Origin of the sequence: Bacillus sp. 22-7 (assembly GCF_010628845.1) — a bacterium.
Classification (GTDB): Bacteria; Bacillota; Bacilli; order Bacillales; family Cytobacillaceae; genus Cytobacillus; species Cytobacillus firmus_B.
Genome location: NZ_NJQY01000005.1, coordinates 37,244 through 55,017, shown reverse-complemented (window position 1 = coordinate 55,017; position 17,774 = coordinate 37,244). Strand labels below are relative to the sequence as shown.

The 17,774-nt window shown below is 43.0% G+C and carries 19 protein-coding genes and 4 tRNA genes; 8 read left to right on the top strand and 15 right to left on the bottom strand.

Annotation, left to right across the window (positions count from 1 at the left end):
- Nucleotides 1-115: 115 nt before the first annotated feature.
- The 7 genes from CE058_RS03765 (at nucleotide 116) to CE058_RS03735 (ending at nucleotide 3,405) form a co-directional block, all read left to right on the top strand.
- The gene (locus CE058_RS03765) at nucleotides 116-460 is read left to right on the top strand and encodes a PadR family transcriptional regulator (RefSeq protein WP_163140337.1); all 345 of its coding nucleotides are present in this window, start codon (nucleotides 116-118) and stop codon (nucleotides 458-460) included.
- A 56-nt stretch (nucleotides 461-516) separates the two neighbouring features.
- Nucleotides 517-792 (top strand): DUF1048 domain-containing protein, encoded by a 276-nt coding sequence (locus CE058_RS03760; RefSeq protein WP_286167854.1) that lies wholly within the window; start codon nucleotides 517-519, stop codon nucleotides 790-792.
- Between the two features lie 35 nt (nucleotides 793-827).
- Complete coding sequence (locus tag CE058_RS03755; RefSeq protein WP_163140335.1) at nucleotides 828-1,181, top strand: DUF1048 domain-containing protein; 354 nt, start codon at nucleotides 828-830, stop codon at nucleotides 1,179-1,181.
- Complete coding sequence (locus tag CE058_RS03750) at nucleotides 1,178-1,510, top strand: DUF1048 domain-containing protein (protein WP_163140333.1); 333 nt, start codon at nucleotides 1,178-1,180, stop codon at nucleotides 1,508-1,510. Before CE058_RS03755 ends, CE058_RS03750 begins: the two co-directional genes overlap by 4 nt.
- Nucleotides 1,511-1,573: 63 nt before the next feature.
- Entirely contained in the window at nucleotides 1,574-1,738 is a 165-nt protein-coding gene (locus CE058_RS03745) for a hypothetical protein (RefSeq protein ID WP_163140331.1), read from the top strand.
- 155 nt (nucleotides 1,739-1,893) lie between these two features.
- Nucleotides 1,894-2,655 (top strand): ABC transporter ATP-binding protein, encoded by a 762-nt coding sequence (locus CE058_RS03740; RefSeq protein WP_163140329.1) that lies wholly within the window; start codon nucleotides 1,894-1,896, stop codon nucleotides 2,653-2,655.
- The gene (locus CE058_RS03735; RefSeq protein ID WP_163140326.1) at nucleotides 2,656-3,405 is read left to right on the top strand and encodes an ABC transporter permease; all 750 of its coding nucleotides are present in this window, start codon (nucleotides 2,656-2,658) and stop codon (nucleotides 3,403-3,405) included.
- A gap of 463 nt (nucleotides 3,406-3,868) precedes the next feature.
- Here the strand turns inward: CE058_RS03735 and CE058_RS03730 are convergent, their stop codons facing one another.
- The gene (locus CE058_RS03730) at nucleotides 3,869-4,366 is read right to left on the bottom strand and encodes an LURP-one-related/scramblase family protein (RefSeq protein ID WP_163140324.1); all 498 of its coding nucleotides are present in this window, start codon (nucleotides 4,364-4,366) and stop codon (nucleotides 3,869-3,871) included.
- Nucleotides 4,367-4,497: 131 nt separating this feature from the next.
- Nucleotides 4,498-5,124 carry a LysE/ArgO family amino acid transporter gene (locus CE058_RS03725; RefSeq protein WP_163140322.1) on the bottom strand — a complete coding sequence of 209 codons (627 nt, stop codon included), beginning with the start codon at nucleotides 5,122-5,124 and terminating at the stop codon, nucleotides 4,498-4,500.
- Nucleotides 5,125-5,243: 119 nt separating this feature from the next.
- Between CE058_RS03725 and pdxR the strand changes: the two genes are divergently transcribed.
- The gene (gene pdxR / locus CE058_RS03720) at nucleotides 5,244-6,698 is read left to right on the top strand and encodes a MocR-like pyridoxine biosynthesis transcription factor PdxR (protein WP_163140320.1); all 1,455 of its coding nucleotides are present in this window, start codon (nucleotides 5,244-5,246) and stop codon (nucleotides 6,696-6,698) included.
- An 87-nt stretch (nucleotides 6,699-6,785) separates the two neighbouring features.
- Here pdxR and rlmH read toward each other — a convergent pair whose 3' ends face one another.
- The 13 genes from rlmH to CE058_RS03655 form a co-directional block, all read right to left on the bottom strand.
- On the bottom strand, nucleotides 6,786-7,265 hold the full coding sequence (gene rlmH / locus CE058_RS03715) for a 23S rRNA (pseudouridine(1915)-N(3))-methyltransferase RlmH (protein ID WP_048010226.1): 480 nt from the start codon (nucleotides 7,263-7,265) through the stop codon (nucleotides 6,786-6,788).
- A gap of 80 nt (nucleotides 7,266-7,345) precedes the next feature.
- Entirely contained in the window at nucleotides 7,346-7,507 is a 162-nt protein-coding gene (locus CE058_RS03710; RefSeq protein WP_064503402.1) for a CxxH/CxxC protein, read from the bottom strand.
- Between the two features lie 387 nt (nucleotides 7,508-7,894).
- Complete coding sequence (locus CE058_RS03705; RefSeq protein ID WP_048010225.1) at nucleotides 7,895-9,121, bottom strand: S1C family serine protease; 1,227 nt, start codon at nucleotides 9,119-9,121, stop codon at nucleotides 7,895-7,897.
- Nucleotides 9,122-9,359: 238 nt separating this feature from the next.
- On the bottom strand, nucleotides 9,360-10,154 hold the full coding sequence (locus CE058_RS03700) for an MBL fold metallo-hydrolase (RefSeq protein WP_048010224.1): 795 nt from the start codon (nucleotides 10,152-10,154) through the stop codon (nucleotides 9,360-9,362).
- 7 nt (nucleotides 10,155-10,161) lie between these two features.
- Nucleotides 10,162-10,974 (bottom strand): two-component system regulatory protein YycI, encoded by an 813-nt coding sequence (locus CE058_RS03695; RefSeq protein ID WP_163140318.1) that lies wholly within the window; start codon nucleotides 10,972-10,974, stop codon nucleotides 10,162-10,164.
- Nucleotides 10,961-12,301, bottom strand: a complete 1,341-nt coding sequence (locus tag CE058_RS03690) for a YycH family regulatory protein (RefSeq protein ID WP_048010222.1) — start codon at nucleotides 12,299-12,301, stop codon at nucleotides 10,961-10,963. Before CE058_RS03690 ends, CE058_RS03695 begins: the two co-directional genes overlap by 14 nt.
- Nucleotides 12,298-14,124: a cell wall metabolism sensor histidine kinase WalK gene (gene walK, locus CE058_RS03685; protein WP_048010221.1), complete on the bottom strand. Its 1,827-nt coding sequence runs from the start codon at nucleotides 14,122-14,124 to the stop codon at nucleotides 12,298-12,300. Before walK ends, CE058_RS03690 begins: the two co-directional genes overlap by 4 nt.
- Nucleotides 14,125-14,132: 8 nt before the next feature.
- Nucleotides 14,133-14,840, bottom strand: coding sequence for a response regulator YycF (gene yycF / locus CE058_RS03680; RefSeq protein ID WP_048010220.1), 708 nt, complete (start codon nucleotides 14,838-14,840; stop codon nucleotides 14,133-14,135).
- Nucleotides 14,841-15,222: 382 nt separating this feature from the next.
- Nucleotides 15,223-16,698 carry a M23 family metallopeptidase gene (locus CE058_RS03675; RefSeq protein WP_163140316.1) on the bottom strand — a complete coding sequence of 492 codons (1,476 nt, stop codon included), beginning with the start codon at nucleotides 16,696-16,698 and terminating at the stop codon, nucleotides 15,223-15,225.
- Nucleotides 16,699-17,064: 366 nt separating this feature from the next.
- Nucleotides 17,065-17,137, bottom strand: a tRNA-Phe gene (locus CE058_RS03670).
- Between the two features lie 91 nt (nucleotides 17,138-17,228).
- Nucleotides 17,229-17,305: transfer RNA gene (locus CE058_RS03665), tRNA-Asp, on the bottom strand.
- A 61-nt stretch (nucleotides 17,306-17,366) separates the two neighbouring features.
- A tRNA-Glu gene (locus CE058_RS03660) sits at nucleotides 17,367-17,438 on the bottom strand.
- Between the two features lie 15 nt (nucleotides 17,439-17,453).
- A tRNA-Lys gene (locus CE058_RS03655) sits at nucleotides 17,454-17,529 on the bottom strand.
- Between the last annotated feature and the right edge of the window lie 245 nt (nucleotides 17,530-17,774).

The window sequence follows — 17,774 nt, the reverse complement described above, 5'->3', positions numbered from 1 at the left end:
GTACACATAAAAATGGGCTTTTTGACGAAAAGTTTTATTGACAATTCAGCTATTTAGTCATACTATATACTAGTAATAAGTAACACAGAATACCGGTAAAATGGAGATGAAAAATTTGGAAAATATTACAGAAATGCTGAAAGGGGTGCTTGAAGGTTGTGTGCTTGAGATCATCAGCCGCGGAGAAACTTATGGCTATGAAATCACGCAACAGCTGCGGGAACTTGGGTTCACTGATGTGGTTGAAGGAACAGTTTATACAATTACCATGCGACTTGAGAAAAACAATCTGGTGAACATCGAGAAAAAGCCATCCACTATGGGACCGCCGAGAAAATTTTACACACTTAACGCAGCAGGTCAAGAGCATCTTGAAACTTTTTGGAAAAAATGGGATTTCGTCTCAAGCAAAATTAACGAACTCAAAACAAAAATAAAATCAAAAGGAGAAGTAATATGATGAGTATTTTTGAAAAAATCTTTGGGGATTTTAGCGAAAAGAAAGCATGACGTGAAATGGAAAACCGTGCAAAATCCTTACCTGAAGACTACGGCAAAGCCTACAAAGCGATGCAAAAATATCTGTGGAACACTGGCGGTGTGATGGATTGGCAAGAAACAAAATTCGTCTTTAATCACATCATCGACCTTCTTGAAGAAGCCGCAGCCGATGGCAAGCCCGTTAAAGAAGTTACTGGCAATGATGTAGGAGCCTTCTGTGATGATCTTGCCAGTGATGCAAAATCATGGGTTGAGAAGCAACGGCAAAAACTCAACGATGCGATTAAATAATAGAACTTTACTTTAGTATCTTAAAGGAGACTACAATGAACTTTTTAGAAAAAATAACCGGCAGCGATATGACAAAAGCCATGAAAGATTTTGAAGCACGAGCAAAAGTCTTGCCAGCTGAATATCAAACTGCTTGGCAAGAAATTAAAAATAAACTCTGGATTCACGGAGATTTCACCGGCCGTAATCTGATGCCCATCCTTGACAGTACTCTTGAACTGCTTGAAGTTACATCAGCAGACGGCCAGAGCATCGAAGAAGTACTAGGAGATGATATCAGCGGCTTCTGTGAAGCGCTTGTTGGTAACGAAGGCGCAAAATCCTACAGAGATAAATGGCGTGACCAACTCAACAAGAACGTCGCAAGAAAATTAGGAGGACTGAAATGAGCATCAAAAAAATCATTGAAGGCAAAAAAGAGTGGAAAGCCCATGTTTCACGTGTCAAAGCGCTTCCACAAGATTACCAAATTGTCTATAAAGAGATCCAAAAATATCTCTTCAAAGTCGGTCCTGTTGAGCTAAACAATGGCATCGGACTGCTTTCTGACATTCTCAGCTTTTTTGAAGAAGGAGCAGCAGCTGGAAAAGGTGTGCTTGAAGTCACAGGAACAGACGTTGCTGCTTTCTGCGATGCACTTATTGAAGACTCAAAAACTTATGCTGATCTCTATCAAGAATCGATCAATCAAAAAGTCGATAAAGCTATGAAAAAATAGAAGGAATTTAATAAACATGTTATCTCTTTCCTTCTTCCATTAAACAGATACGAATGAATTGAGTTGTTCGAAGCCAGTACGGCAGAAGACAGACAGCTCCTGGACAACACGAGGTTCGACTTGACGTCCTTTGCCTGCGAACCAGTGGCAAACGCTAATAACTTTGCCGGCAAGTATCGTGTAGATTTGAATGAGATCGATTTGGAAAAAGGCAACTTCAATAGATAGTCCGACTGAATAGCTGGTTACAAGTATGAATGTGCCACCTTCACTATTCAGTTATATTTTTACTCCAGTACTAAGTAATACAGATTATCAGTCAGACTAAGTAGCTGGTATTTTAGGCAATCAAGCTCCATCATTTTTATAAGGAGGGAAAAAGTATGAGTAATGCAGCGATTTCTGTAAAAGGGTTGAAAAAATCCTATAAAGACAAGGAAGTCTTAAAGGGGGTGGATTTTGAGGTGCGGCGTGGCGAAATTTTCGCACTGCTGGGCTCAAATGGAGCAGGCAAGACAACGACGGTCAACATCCTCTCGACGCTGATGAAGCCCGATGGCGGCGAAGCATCTATTTGCGGCTTTGACTCCCAGCTTCAACCGGATCATGTTCGCCAGAGCATCAGCCTGACAGGACAATTCGCAGCTTTAGACGGCATGCTTACAGGAAGAGAAAATCTGATGATGATCGCCAAGCTTCGCGGAGTTTCCAACCCCGCTCAAGTCGCCGACAATCTGCTTGCAAAATTCAGCCTTACCGATGCGGCCAACCGCCGGGCGGACCAATATTCCGGCGGGATGAAGCGCCGGATTGACATTGCCATGAGCCTGATCGGGACGCCAGCTGTTATTTTTCTGGATGAACCGACGACAGGACTTGACCCCGAAGCGCGGATTGAAGTCTGGAATACCATTAAGGAACTTGCTGGAAGCGGCACGACCATCCTGCTGACGACCCAGTACCTGGAGGAAGCCGAACAACTGGCGGACCGTATCGCCATCCTGCATGGCGGAAAAATCATTACAAGCGGTACCCTTTCCGAACTTAAAGAGATGTTCCCGCCAGCGAAAGTGGAGTATATCGAGAAGCAGCCGACATTGGAGGAAATTTTCCTCGCGATCATCGGCAAAAAGGAGGAGAAATAAATGAAAAACAAAACAGGGGTATTACTTGGACGCTTAATGTGCAACATCCTGCGCAGCCCGGATACGATTATCACGGTGGCAATTACGCCGATTATGATGATGCTGCTGTTTGTTTATGTATTTGGCGGCTCCATAGAAACGGGCACGGACAACTACGTCAATTATTTATTGCCGGGAATCCTGCTGATGGCTATCGCATCCGGCGTCGCTTACACTACATTGCGGCTGTTTAACGATATAAAGAGCGGGCTGATGGCTCGTTTCATTACCATGCCTATCAAGCGCTCGTCGATATTGTGGGCTCACGTGTTGACTTCGCTTGTTTCCAATGCGCTTACTGTCGTAGTGGTTATCCTTGTTGCCCTCTTGATGGGCTTCCGTTCCAGCGCTGATATTCTGGATTGGCTTGCCGTAGCCGGGATACTCGGGCTGTTTACGCTGGCACTGACGTGGATTGCAGTCATTCCTGGATTGAAAGCGAAATCTATGGAAGGGGCGACAGCCTACTCGTACCCGCTGATTTTCCTGCCGTTTATCAGTTCGGCCTTTGTCCCTACTGAAACCATGCCCAAAATTGTTCGTGCGTTTGCTGAGAACCAGCCCGTGACTTCAATCGTGAATGCGATTCGTACCCTCTTGTATGAAGGGTCTGTTGGCAGCGATATCTGGATTGCGCTTTCCTGGTGCATCGGCATCATGGTCATCGCTTACTTCTTCGCCACTAAAGCATTTAAACGCCAGTTAGGATAAGTACACCATTAGGGGCTTAGCCATATCAAAGTCACACGCTGCCAGGTTCTTTACGTTTTCTGACTTATGATGTGGTGTAACCCCTGCCTGCTTTACCCCAAGTCCCTGACCCCTTGTACTTTAAAGCGGTAGTATAGTTGGGGTCAGGCACTTGTTTTATGAGATATACGAGGTACTGTTTACGTATCGAAATATTCTAAGGAGAAGGAAATCAATTATTTATCTGGAATATGTTAGTGGTATGCTTTTACAGGGGGAATACGCTTTGAATATCATTAAGTTTACTAATCTAGAGATAAGAACTCTTGTAAATGCCTGACCCCTGGTACTTTAAAGTGGCAGCATAGTTGGGGTCAGGCACCTGTATTAGGACACCCCTTTACTTTACAAAATTTGGATTGTGCACTTTTCTACTTTTGTAAGATTCACTGGACTTTTATCTTTTCTTCGGCCATCGATATTGTTATGGTGTCGCTGCAGAGGAAGCAGCTGCTTGGTCAGCCTTTACACAATCAATTGCAACAACGAGGGCAACCATGATGGCTTCCATTTCTTCATCTAAAATTTGAACCTTGTAGCTGTCGCCCCAAGTAAACCATTCCTTGTTCACTTTCCCAATAGCTTTGCCATGCTGTATTACCTGAAAATCCATGTCCCACCAATTACCATGTACTTCAATGCCTGCCCCATCAATCGTATAGCGTGCTTTTAAGAAGGATAACTCCTTCTTAATCGTCAGCACCTCTCGACCATTTACCTCAACAAAAAATTTCGGTAAAAAGCTAAACACCTTTTTCGTAATGAGGGCTATTTTATCTCTTGCTGTATTCATAATGGAAAATGTCTTTGGAATTTGCATAAAACTTCCCTCTACATAATATACATCGTTCTCCTGCTGATCCTTTACTGTAAATTTGCCACTAAGACTAAACACCTTCTGCTTTATATAAAGTTGCCTCACATTATGACCCCCTTTTTATATAGCATATTACAAATTAGTATAATCTTGTTCTAACCGTTATGAAACATCAAGGAAGACCACCATGTAACTAATCGGATTCACTTTGCATTCATTGTAAAGAATCCTAAAGTTCAAGCTAACTTTAATAATGAATACAGTTGATATCCCATATAAATAGCCATAGCCCATATAATAAGAGCGGAAACTTGATTCATATATTTTAAGAACTTACCATTTTTATCAAATTGGCCAATCTTCCTTCCAGAAATCGCTAAGGAAAAGAACCAGATCCAAGAAATCATTATACAAGCCACGGTAAACACCCATTTCTCATATCCTGTATAAGCCAATGAACTAGTTCCTATAACTCCAATAGTATCCATAATAGCATGAGGATTAAGTAATGAGACAGAAGCAGCAAAAGTAACCTGACGACGTGCAGAAAAACGGTTTTGTTCTTGATTAGCGTTTATTTCGGATGTGTTTTTCCAGCTGATCCAACCCATGTAGGCTAAGAAAAAGAATCCTACTAAAAATAACAAAATCTTTAACCATTCAAAACTAAAAACAATAATGGATACCCCGGCAACAGCCAAATAAATCAGTATTGTATCACAAACCCCTGCTGTAATAATTGCAGGTAGAGCATTGGTGAATTTGTTGTGTGCCGCTCCTTGATTAAATACAAATACATTTTGAACTCCCAAAGGTAAGATTAATCCAAATGCCAATACCATTCCATGAAATAATGGTTCCACTATGATTCCCCCTATTCTTTTATAGAATAGCTAAGGACCATTCATATGTCTCCAACCAATTGGATGGGAGTCTATCCAACCATTTGGTATAATTTTAAAAAAGTGATTGGAGATAGCCTATGTCTGAATTAGATTGGAAGCCAGAAAAAAATTCAATCGTTCCTTTACATCAGCAAATATATGATTTTATGAAAAACAAAATAATGAACGGTGAATGGACAATAGGCACTAAAATACCGCCACAAAGAAATTTAGCAAAACGATTTCAAGTAAATCGAAGTACCATTGTAACTGCACTTGAAGAACTGGCTGCCGATGGATTAATTGAGTCTAAGGTTGGAAGCGGTACTAGGGTGATTAACAATACCTGGAGCCTGCTTGCTTCCACTCCTCCTCCAGATTGGATAAGTTATGTAAAATCCGGTATCCATAAACCAAGTATAACGATCATCCAAGAAATTAATAAATCAGAAGCAGACCCTGCTATGATTAGGCTTGGAACAGGAGAACTTTCACCAGATCTATTGCCCAACAAAAAGATGGGACAAATACTGCAAATAGATACTGAGCAGTCTTTATCGCTTGGATACATGGAGCCTAAAGGAAGCCTATCTTTACGTAAAACCGTTAGTGCATATTTAAGAACAAAGGGAATTGAAGCTTCCCCCGAATCAATCTTAATTGTTTCTGGAGGGCTCCAGGCACTGCAATTGATTTCAATTGGATTATTAAAAAGAGGATCCACAATACTTCATGAATCACCATCCTATTTAAACTCCGTACATGTTTTTCAATCGGCTGGAATGAATTTATTGGGTATACCACTTGATAAAGAAGGAATTAAAAGTGACTCTATTGGACGCATGAAGCGACAGCATCACGCGGCTTTACTCTATACGATACCCACTTTTCACAATCCAACAGGCACATTAATGTCTGAAAAAAGGCGGGTTGAATTAATAAAGGTTTGTCAAAGGGAGTCTATACCTATCATTGAGGATGATGTTTATGGTGATTTATGGTTTGAAAACCCTCCGCCAAATCCTTTGAAAGCTAATGACACACAAGGAAATGTCCTGTATATAGGCAGCATGTCCAAAACATTGAGCCCCGGTTTGCGAATCGGTTGGATTGTGGGACCTGAACCTGTCATCGAACGTTTAGCAGATATAAAAATGCAAACAGATTACGGGTCAAGTTCCTTATCACAATATGCTGTAGACAAATGGCTTAGTAGTGGTATGTATGAGGATTTCTTAAAGGAAACGAAAGAGGAATTACGATTCAGAAGGGATTTCACCATTCAAATTTTAGAGAAATATTTTTCCGAGATAGCAACATGGAACACCCCAAAAGGTGGATTTTATATCTGGCTTAAATTACTGACAAGTGTTTCTATCCGAAAGCTATTTAACACAGCCCTTCGAGAAGGAATTTTATTAAATCCAGGTAGTGTGTATGATAATAATGATGAACAGCATCTTCGTATTTCCTATTCATATGCATCAATGGATCAACTAGAAAAGGGGCTGGTTTATTTAGCACACCTTATTAAAAATTCTTCTATGAATTGAATTTTATTGAGGATACCGTAATAACGGTATCCTTATTTATAAAAGTCAATATAATGAGTGCTTATCTAGGCCATTTTTGTTATACCCCTATTTATGATAAGGTTCCCCCCGATTAATCCGAAAAGCCCGATAAATCTGCTCCAGTAAGATCAGCTTCATCAACTGATGCGGAAACGTCATCTTCGAAAAAGACAGCTTCTCATCCGCACGCTGCAAAACCCCCTGGCTCAGCCCAAGAGATCCACCTATTACAAACGCAATCTTGCTCTTTCCGTATGTAGCCAGTTTATCAAGAGTATCAGCGAGCTCTTCCGATGATTTCATCTTCCCTTCAATAGCCAATGCAATGACATGGGCATCCGGATGGATCTTCGCCAGGATCCGCTCACCCTCTTTTTGCTTGACCTGAATCATTTCCGTTTCGCTTAGTTCTTCGGGGGCTTTTTCGTCGGGGACTTCGATGATGTCCAGTTTTGCGTAGGCCGACAGTCTTTTTAGATATTCGTCAATTCCCTGCTTCAAGTATTTTTCTTTTAGCTTTCCAACCGTTATGATTGAGATATTCACAGCATGTCCTCACTTTACAAACAAGATATCCACAGAAGTTATCCACATGTCCACATTTTTCATCCACATGTTGTATGAGATCATTCGTTCGCTACAACATATATTGCGGTATTTTGACAATATTCACAGGTTGTTGATAACTTTTTATCACCTTCAAGTTTTGTTAATTGTGGGAATGTTTCGTACTCATCCACCACTATATCTATTGCCAGATCAACGTGTTCGTCACAGCAGTAAATCATTTTCAGCTAACTCCTTTTTAGGCTGGCCGCCTGTTTTTTTATCCGAATTGTGGATAATTTTAATTTTCGGTTATGTATTTAAGTTATCCACATCTCATACTAACAAAACACAATCAAAAGCGGAAGTGCCTTGAAAACAGATGATCTTCAACTAAAAACCGCCACGTCCTGTGGCGAACGTTGAAGTCAGCACATCCTGTGCAAGACCGACAGGCATAAGTCGAATCACGCAGGAAATCCTGATTTCTGGAGTGATTTGGCTTATGACCCGAGGGGCTAGGCGCTGGAGCTGGATGCAGATAACTTTTCCTGAAATGCTTTCATAGTCCAATTTAATGTTTCATCTATAATAAAAAACAGGAAAGCGATTATCGCTTTCCCATTTCATTAAAATGTCTCGCCGCTCAGCTTCATCGTTACTTCCTGGGTTTTGCCGTCGCGGTAAAACTTAATTTTCATTTGGTCGCCCACTGATTTCTTGGTATACAGATGCTGGCGCAATTCGATGATGTCTTTGATTTCCTGTCCATCCATCTCGACAATGACATCCATTTCCTTCAGTCCTGCCTGTGCTGCTGGAGAGTTCGGTTCTACAGATGTGATAGCCACACCTGATTTTACATCCTTCGGCAGTTTCAGTGCTTCCTGCTGGTAGTATCCAGGAATCTCATTAACAGATGCCAGCTGCACGCCCATATACGGACGTTTTACTTCTCCGAACTTTTCCAGGTCATCAATGACTGGTCTTGCGTAGTTAATTGGAATCGCCAATCCGATTCCTTCTACCGCACTCTCAGCAATTTTCATGGAGTTGATGCCGATGAGCTGACCGCCGATATTCACCAGCGCTCCGCCGCTGTTACCCGGGTTGATGGCGGCATCTGTCTGCAGAACCTCTGCCTGCCAGTCTACTGTTCCATTCTGGTCAATATCAACCGGTATGGCACGCTCCAGTCCAGAGATGATTCCCTGTGTGACTGAGCCGGAGAACTGGCCAAGAGGGTTCCCGATGGCAATGACAGGCTCGCCTGGCTTCAGCTTGTCTGAATCGCCGAATTCGGCTACCGTTTTGATTTCCTTTGCTTCTACTTCAAGCACGGCAAGATCCGTCCAAATATCGCTGCCTACCAGTCTTGCCGGCAGCTTGGTGCCATCCTCCAGGCTTACTTCCAATTCCTGAGCACCTTCGACCACATGATGGTTTGTGACGATGAAGGCTGTATTTCCTTCCTTCTTATAAATAACGCCTGACCCTGTTCCGGCCGGCTGTCCGGCACTGCCGTTTCCTTCATTGGACCAGAAGCCGGCTGTCTGGATGTTCGTAATGCTTACAACCGCATCCCCGGCTTTGTCGACCGCCTTGGTTACATCGGTTGTCACATCGACTGAGACATTCTGAGTCCTGGCATTATTGTCCCCGGCTGCTTCATCCTGCAGCTTTTCATCCGGTTCAACCGTATAAGGGAGCACGTCGTAGTCAGCAAGCTTCGGGACTGCAACCACGACCAGAATGGCCCCTAGTATGATGCCAACAAGACTGGCCAGAAAGTATCCGCCCTTGTTGCCTTTTTGCCCTTTATAACGGTTCTGATGATCTTGATCATAATAGCCCAAACTGCACCCATCCTTTCTTTCTTTTGCAAAAAAACGGCTGTTTTTAATATAAATGCTAAAACTTAGTCTTCCTTTATACCCAATATTATACTCTTCTGTTTTTAGAAATCTAACAAAAACGCACTCGCTGACGCAATCTTACGACTTTGTTCATACTTTATTAAAATTTCCTCAAGAAGAAAAAGAGGAATACACGAAAGACAGCTGTCTCTCTGTGTATTCCTCTTATGATTTACGTTTAAACGGCTGTTAAAATCGTCGGGACCTTCGGATCGGTATCAAAAAGGTCAAATTGTTCGCCGACAATGATGCCTCGGCTTTCCAGTGTCTGGGCAACAGCCATTCTTGCCAGGTCCTTAATATTGTTATCCTGGCTTAAATGGGCAAGATAAAAGCTCTTCGTCCGGTCGCCGGCCACTTCACTCATCGCAAGGGCTGCGTCCTCATTGGATACATGGCCGACATCACTTAAAATCCTTCTTTTAATATTCCACGGGTAGCGGCCCATTCGAAGCATCTGGACATCATGATTGCTTTCAAATACATAAGCCTCTGCATTGGAAATAAGGCCTTTCATACGGTCGCTGACGTAGCCTGTATCGGTAATCAGGACAAGCTTTTTCCCGTTATGATGGAACACATAAAACATCGGGTCGGCTGCATCATGGGACACCCCGAAGGATTGAATATCCAGGGATCCGAATGTTTTCACGGCTTCCATATCAAAATGAAACTTCTGATCAACCGGGACTTGTCCAATCAGCCCGTCCATGGCCAGCCATGTTTTTTCATTGGCATAGATCGGGAGGTTATACTTGCGGGCAAGAATCCCGACACCCTTGATATGGTCGCTATGCTCATGGGTCACCAATATGCCTGAAAGCTTGCCGATGTCCCGGCCAATATGCTGAAATAATCCTTCCATTTGCTTCCCGCTTAAACCGGCATCTACCAGAAAGGAATGTTCCTCCGTCTCGACAAAGATCGCATTCCCAGTACTGCCGCTCGCGAGAACGCTGAATTGTAAAGACATGTTCTCCTCACTCCACTATTTTTTTCTCTTCATTGTTCAGCTGAATAATTTTGCCTTCAAAGGCATCCACAAATAAATTCTCCTCGCCATTAATAACAAATCGCCAGGCAGGCGTCAATAGTTGTGAAGAACTCAAATGCACGAAGGTAAAATAACCTAACTCTACATTTGTGATTTTTGATTTAGGCAGAAGCGAGCCATTCTTGTAAAGGGTCTCGACAGCCTTTATCGGCTGAATGACTTTTTCGCTCTCTTCCTTCGACTCAATCTTTTCCAGAAGCGTTTGCTTGTAAGAGACGATTTCATTTTCATCATTCAAATAAAATGTGAGCTCGCCATTTAAATTCATATAAAACATCTTGTCTTCAAATTCCTGATAATACGTGATTTTATTGCTGTCCTCAGGCTTGTCCCAGAAGCGGTACTGATCCCCGAATAACACCCTGTTTTTGATAAAAGCGGATAATTCGGATGGATTGAACTTGTCACTGATCTTGATCGGCTCATCCAAAATGGAATTCAAGGTGGTTCCTTCTGAAATCGTGATCTCCTGGCCTTCAAGCTTTGTATCTTTCAGATCCTCAAGATTTTCAATCTCAAATTCCACCGGCTTAGCCCTCAGGTAACGGTCTTTCGGGTTGCTTTTCGGAAGGGGCGACTCAAATGTGATCTCGGCACTCTTAAGCTGTTTTTCCAGGGATGCCTGGGCAACCGGTTCAAATTCACTGGCTTCCTTTAATTTGAAAAACTCGTACATCAAGTAAATATCCAGCACTAGGAAGGTTAAAATAAAGATTGTTTTAATCTTACTCCAATCCATTATTCATGCCCCCTGTCTCATCAAGCGAAATGCTCTTCCACGTTCCTTCATAACGGTAAAACCAGGAAGGCTCCAGACGGATGAAGGTGGTCTGCGCTTCCTTGACCAGCATCATCTGATACCCCAGTCTTACATCCTCCAGCAATTCAGGATCGAATCCGTCCAGGGCCAACAGGTACTCCATTACGCGATTTCCGGAACTAAGAGATACTTCTGTTGGCGTTTCCGTACTCAGACCAAGCTGGAAGCTGCTTCGAACATACTCATAAATTTCATTTTGCCCCCAAATCTGGCGGATCTCAGACAGTTTCGGATCATCGCTGAAAATAGGATAGCCTGAAGATTCATACATCCGGAATACAACCCGATGGTTCACTTCATCTATTTCGGCAAATTGGTAATTATCTGTCCATCCCGAATGTCCGTTAATGTAGTCAATGCTCCTTTTCAGGAGGTCACCTGACGGAAAAGCCGGATTATCACCGGCAGCCGGTTTAATATAACGAAGGGTATTTTTATCAGAATTCACCCTCAGCAGGCTTAAGGTATCATTATATTCATCCTCTGATTGCTGAAAGCTTTTCTGCACGACACTCGGATCACTGAACAAAGCATTTTTATATTGTTCAGAGTCCAATTTTTTCTCGAGATATTGATATCTTGGCATTTTGGTATCCTGTGCGGGCAGGTAGATGGTTCTTTTATCTGATGGCTTATAAGCAAGATAGGCTTTGTATTCCGGGTTATACTCCGACAGATTGAAGTATTGGCTTTTGAAATTCTGAATAAAGGAAACAGGCACATGGCTACGATAAACCTGCCTGTTATCCAATGAGACAAAATCTACAATTCCTTCCTTTTTATCCGTTTGCCTGGTATCAATGACAATATGATCAAATTGAAAATCAGCGGGATTTTTATCGCCAATTTTGATGACGGATTTGTATAAGTCAATCGGAACAGAATCCGGAAATGCCAGAACCGCTTTTCCTTCGTTATGAACAAACGAAGGAAGGATGCCTGCTTCCTCTGTAATATTTTCAAAGTCAGCAAAATTCCAATCGCTGATTTCCTTTATTACTTTATCAATCTCATCAGGGCTGACTGTCCCTAAGGTCTGTTTTTCCCCAAGATGGAATAAAAGGGTGTCCGGTCTTACAATCTGATTTATTTCTTTTTTCTCCGCAATTGTTACTTCCTGAATGGTGTTTGCTTCTTTTTCAATTCGCTCAAAAGTCGGCTGGTAGGTCCAGAGATTCCAGGTCAGGAGGACACTTGTCACGACTAGAATGGTCAGTATGATGGATTTTATATTTTCATATCTCATTCCCAATCATCCTCTTCCGAGCGAACATATGGAAGGCTGAATGAAATCGTTGTCCCTTTCCCTTCTGTACTCGCTGCCCAAATTTTCCCGCCATGAGCCTCCACCATTTCCTTCGCAATGGCCAAACCGAGGCCTGTTCCGCCAAGCTTTCTTGTCCGGGCTTTATCCACCCGGTAAAAACGCTCAAAAATCTGCTCAATATTTTCTTTTGGTATCCCCACACCCTGGTCAGAAACGCTGACGATAATGAATTCATCTTTTTCCTCAATGCCAAACGTCACCTTTCCGCCCTCCGGAGAGTATTTCAGTGCATTGGAGATGATGTTGTCCAGTACCTGGGTGAGCTTGTCTTCATCTATTTCCACAAAAGCAGAATGGTCAGGAAGCCTTCTTTCAAACGTAACATTCTGCTGCTTCGTCATTTCAAAACGGTCTATAATTCTATTATAGAAGAAAATGAAATCAATCCAGTCTTTGCTCAAACGGTAATCCTTGCTGTCCATTTTAGAAAGCTGCAGCAGATCATTAACCAGGCGGATCATCCGCTCTGTTTCATTTTGGGTAACATCCAGGAAGTTAGGGGCAATCTCCTCATCTTTCCAGGCGCCATCTGCAAGAGCTTCCAGATAGCTTCTCATCGTCGTGAGCGGCGTTCTGAGTTCATGAGATACATTTGCCACAAATTCGCGGCGTTCCATATCAATTTTCTCCTGCTCGGTTATATCATGCAAAACGGTGATTAAGCCGTTCACAAACCCGGTTTCTTTTTGGATAACCGAGAAATTCGCACGGAGAATCAGCGTTTTCGTTTTGCTGCTATAATCCAGGATGACTGAATCCTGCTCGTCTAACAACTCTTCAAAGGTATAATCCTCTTCAAGTCCTAAAAGGGATACAATTGGTGAAGACAGGACCGTTTCACGTGAAACATTCAGCATTTTTGCTGCAGGCTCATTAATGAGAATGACACGCCCTTTCCGGTCGGTTGCGATGACCCCATCCGTCATATAGGAAAGAACAGAGGATAATTTCCGCCGTTCGCCTTCCGTAGTGGCGTGAGCTTCCTGAAGTTTCTTTGTTAAGCTGTTAAACGTAATGGCCAGCTGGCCAATTTCGTCATACCCATAAACTTTAACCTTGCGGGAGAAGTTCCCTTTTGCCATGGCCAGCGCCTGTTTCCGCATATCGGAAATCGGACGTGTTACCGTCTGGGCAAGGAGTATTCCCAGGATCGCTGTGATGGCTAACGCAATAGCGATTCCGGATGTAAAAATATTATTTATCTCTCTCATCTGTTCATAGATGTTTTCTATTTTAGCAACCAGATAGATGGCCCCGTTGACTTCCCCATTATTATTTTTAATAGGGGTGACGAGAACCCATATCCGCTGTCCCTGGTCAACCAGATCCTCCGTTACCGGCTGTTTGGTAGCGATGGCCATCTTGATCAGGTTATCGGTAGACCTTCCTCCGACAACCCCCTGATTATCGGGGTCGGAGGTGCCAAGTATTTTCAGTGATTCATCAACCACACGGACTTCGGATATATCCGCCGAATTGTAATCACTTAATAGCCTTCTGATATCTTCCTCCTGTGACGGGGCCTCCTCATCGGGAAGCCTTACCTTGGTCATCTGTTCCTCCACATAATAGCTAAGAAGATTAACCCTCTCCTGAATGGCATCTTTGAAATTTTCCTGTAAGGTCGATTCCAGCTGCCTGACAAAGTAGACTCCGATAATCTGCATCGCTACCAGGATGAGAAGAACATAAATGATCACAAACTTCAAATGAATGGACCGAAAAAAACCCACCTTTTCCATGTACCCTTTTACTCCTGTTCAGGATTCCGCAAGTAATAACCGACTCCTCTTCTTGTCACAATCCATGTCGGGTGGCTTGGATTATCCTCGATTTTCTCCCGCAGTCTTCTGACGGTTACGTCAACTGTGCGGACATCACCATAATAATCATAGCCCCATACGGTTTGAAGAAGATGTTCCCTCGTCATGACTTGTCCAATATGCTTGGCCAGATAGTGAAGGAGCTCAAACTCACGGTGTGTTAATTCAATCGTCTCACCGCGTTTGGAAACCACGTAGGCATCCGGATGGATAATCAGTGAACCCACTTCGATTTCGTTGGATTCATCTTCTTCCTCTGCCTTGGCAACCTGCTGATGGCGCCTCATATTAGCCTTCACACGGGCAATCAATTCTCTCGTGCTGAACGGCTTTGTAACATAATCATCTGCACCCAGCTCAAGACCCAGAACTTTATCAATTTCTGAATCCTTTGCTGTCAGCATAATGATCGGCATATCGTATTTCTTGCGCACTTCACGGCAAACCTCAATGCCATCCCTCTGCGGAAGCATGATATCAAGCAAAATTAAATCCGGCTTGATTTCTTCCACCTTTTCAAGGGCGTCATTGCCGTCATAGGCACACACCACTTCATAGCCTTCTTTTTTTAAATTGAACTGCAGAATATCTGCAATTGGTTTCTCATCGTCTACAACCAGAATTTTTTTATCCATACCTATCTCCTTTTTCTTGCTCATTTATTTATTTTTGGAGCAGTAGAAGTCAGTTTCATGCATATGTTCTCTACTTTACTTTACCATGTTAACAGTGAGAATTCACCTATTACGTAAAGCGGGAGCGCCCTGCCTGCCTCCGGCACACCTCAAGAGGGTGGATGTTTTATTTCTTATTCTTAACCACAAAAGTCTCTAGCATGAAAACTAGAGACTTTTGTGCGTGTATTATTTATTTATCGCAGTCTAACGGGCAGTAAGCCCCCATCTTCAAGCCTGTGAAAAATCAAAGGAGCCCTAACTGGGGGCAAACTGCCCGTAAAGGCCCGATTGGTTCAACTAACAATCAGTGGGGGAAAGTACTCCCCCACTAATTGAAGTTTCACTTTATATATTTTAGCGGATCCTGCATTTTACCGTCTTTGTATACTTCAAAGTGCAGGTGGACACCGGTTGAATCACCAGTGGATCCCATTATGCCGATTTTTGAGCCCTTTGAGACGGTTTGCCCAACGCTGACACTGATGGAATCCAGATGGGCATAAATCGTGCGGAAGCCATTGTTATGGTCGATGACGATTTTATTGCCATAGCCGCCATCCATGCCTGCGGATACAACCGTACCGTTATCGGCTGCTTTGATCGTGCGGTCGCTCGGTCTTGCAATGTCAATCCCTTTATGCATTTTGCCCCAGCGATATCCCATTTTACTTGAGATATAGCCGCCAACTGCCGGATAGGCAAAGCTGCCTTCACCGCGGGATGGAATCACCTTTGTTCCCTTGATGACAATTTGCTTCACAGGCTCTTCAAGAACCTTTTCATCTTTTACTTCTTTTTTGACCGTTTGGCCGTTTTCTTCCGTAATCAGATAGGTAGCAGCACGAACGCCTTCCTTGCCTTCCTGCTTCACTTTCGTTTCGCCTTTAGGCATGCTGCTGTCTTCGACGATTTCTTTTTCAAAATCTATTTTTTCTTTCTTGAAAACTTCCTTATCTGCTAACACTTTTACATACGGTTTGTAGACAGTCACATTTAATTTCTGGCCTGCTTTAATGACTGAATCGTTCTTAAGACCGTTGTTCAGTTCGATCAATTCCTTCATATCGAGGTCATGGGCACTGGCGATATTGCTTAGTGCATCGCCTTCTTTCACCACATATTTCTCTTCTTCAAGGGTTCCCTTTTGCAAAAGCTTTACAGCCTCATCTGCATTGATGATCTGGTCTGGTTTCACGGTTGCTTCAGAGATGGATACATCTTCCGTAAAGCGGACATCTAAAAGACGTGTTTCATCTTCCTTCAGCTGTGGTAAAGGAATTGCAGAAGATGCTTTTCTATCTTCGAGTGCCTTTAAGTCTTTTTCTGATACATAGGACGTCTTGATTTTCTGGAGGGCCGCTTTTGCCTGCTCCTCATTTTCCAAATAAGCAATTTCCTTGCCGCCAATCACTAAGGCAGCTGCTTCAGCATGAACTTCCATCTTATCTTTTAGGCCATTGACAGCTTCTGATTCATTCACTTGTGAGCTGGATTCAAAAACCTGCTCAGGAACAAAGGAAAGCTCCGATGCCAGCGCCAGCTTTAATCCCTTATGGGATCCTTCAGCCTCACTGATTTTTTTATCAGCCAAATTTTCGATGACACTTTTATCCGACACCGTTCCAATATATTCGTCACCCATATAGACATAATAAACGGTCACAAGCTTATCATCATTGGCAGAAGCGGATATGCCGCCTGCAAATGTTAGAGCCGCCGCTGCAAAGCCGGCCGCAATCGTTCTATTTATAGTTTTCTTAAAGCTTTTCGCTGTAAATTCTGATGATGAGGTACCTTTTTTCATCCATTTGAACATGGTTACATCCCCCTAGACTACGGTAACAAAGAACACTTTCATATAGTGCTATGTAACTACGAATTTGTGAGTCTGATTTTTTCACAATTCCTACTTTACCATATAGCAAAGCAAATAGATTACGAGACTCGGGAATGTAACAAAAATGTATAATACCTGACATTTTATGACTTTTAATGGCAAAGCAAAGGGTGGTATTTGTCGAATGGAGGATAGGAAGTAATCCCTATTTTCAAGGGTTTGTTAGGACTGCGAAAAATAGAGGAGAGTGTGCGTCTAAATTACGCGGTCTTTCTTCAGAAAAGCGCTTATATTACAGAAATATAACAAAAAGGAGCATGCTTGGTTACATACTCCTTCTTGGGATGGCTCAGGACGGAATCGAACCGCCGACACAAGGATTTTCAGTCCTTTGCTCTACCGACTGAGCTACTGAGCCTTATTAGATTATTTTTGCCTAAACGTTGTTTGGCTTCGTCCTTCGTCCCGATTTGGCAATCGGTACGCTGTTATAAAGTAAATTATGTAAATGGCGGTCCGGACGGGACTCGAACCCGCGACCTCCTGCGTGACAGGCAGGCATTCTAACCAACTGAACTACCGGACCAAATAATAACCGCCAGCAAGTAAGCTGGGCTTGCCAGCCGTTTGCTGACGGTTATTCGCCATGACCCCTACGGGATTCGAACCCGTGTTACCGCCGTGAAAGGGCGGTGTCTTAACCGCTTGACCAAGGGGCCATAAAAAAGTATAAATGGTGAGCCATGAAGGACTCGAACCTTCGACCCTCTGATTAAAAGTCAGATGCTCTACCGACTGAGCTAATGGCTCATGCAAAAATTCTGTTTCCTAAAGCCTGACACTGCTAAGTCAGATGTTCCAAAGCCCTGCGTGCTTTGTCACAGATTGCTATTCGGGTGAAGCAATTCACTGATGCTGCAATCTGCTCTACCGACTGAGCTAATGGCTCATGCTACTAGTGTTTCCAAGGTTGCTACCTTGGCGACGCTTTTTATAATATCATAGAGTTTTATAAAAGCGCAATAACTTTTTTATAAAAAATTCTTTTTTGCAGG

Excerpts from the sequence above, each read along its gene's own strand:
- CE058_RS03690 (WP_048010222.1), bottom strand. The coding sequence starts at position 12,301 with ATGAGATATGAAAATATAAAATCCATCATACTGACCATTCTAGTCGTG.
- CE058_RS03700 (WP_048010224.1), bottom strand. The coding sequence starts at position 10,154 with ATGTCTTTACAATTCAGCGTTCTCGCGAGCGGCAGTACTGGGAATGCG.
- walK (WP_048010221.1), bottom strand. The coding sequence starts at position 14,124 with ATGGAAAAGGTGGGTTTTTTTCGGTCCATTCATTTGAAGTTTGTGATC.
- CE058_RS03675 (WP_163140316.1), bottom strand. The coding sequence starts at position 16,698 with ATGTTCAAATGGATGAAAAAAGGTACCTCATCATCAGAATTTACAGCG.
- CE058_RS03695 (WP_163140318.1), bottom strand. The coding sequence starts at position 10,974 with ATGGATTGGAGTAAGATTAAAACAATCTTTATTTTAACCTTCCTAGTG.
- CE058_RS03740 (WP_163140329.1), top strand. The coding sequence starts at position 1,894 with ATGAGTAATGCAGCGATTTCTGTAAAAGGGTTGAAAAAATCCTATAAA.
- CE058_RS03750 (WP_163140333.1), top strand. The coding sequence starts at position 1,178 with ATGAGCATCAAAAAAATCATTGAAGGCAAAAAAGAGTGGAAAGCCCAT.
- CE058_RS03760 (WP_286167854.1), top strand. The coding sequence starts at position 517 with ATGGAAAACCGTGCAAAATCCTTACCTGAAGACTACGGCAAAGCCTAC.
- pdxR (WP_163140320.1), top strand. The coding sequence starts at position 5,244 with ATGTCTGAATTAGATTGGAAGCCAGAAAAAAATTCAATCGTTCCTTTA.
- CE058_RS03710 (WP_064503402.1), bottom strand. The coding sequence starts at position 7,507 with ATGATTTACTGCTGTGACGAACACGTTGATCTGGCAATAGATATAGTG.
- yycF (WP_048010220.1), bottom strand. The coding sequence starts at position 14,840 with ATGGATAAAAAAATTCTGGTTGTAGACGATGAGAAACCAATTGCAGAT.
- CE058_RS03755 (WP_163140335.1), top strand. The coding sequence starts at position 828 with ATGAACTTTTTAGAAAAAATAACCGGCAGCGATATGACAAAAGCCATG.
- CE058_RS03735 (WP_163140326.1), top strand. The coding sequence starts at position 2,656 with ATGAAAAACAAAACAGGGGTATTACTTGGACGCTTAATGTGCAACATC.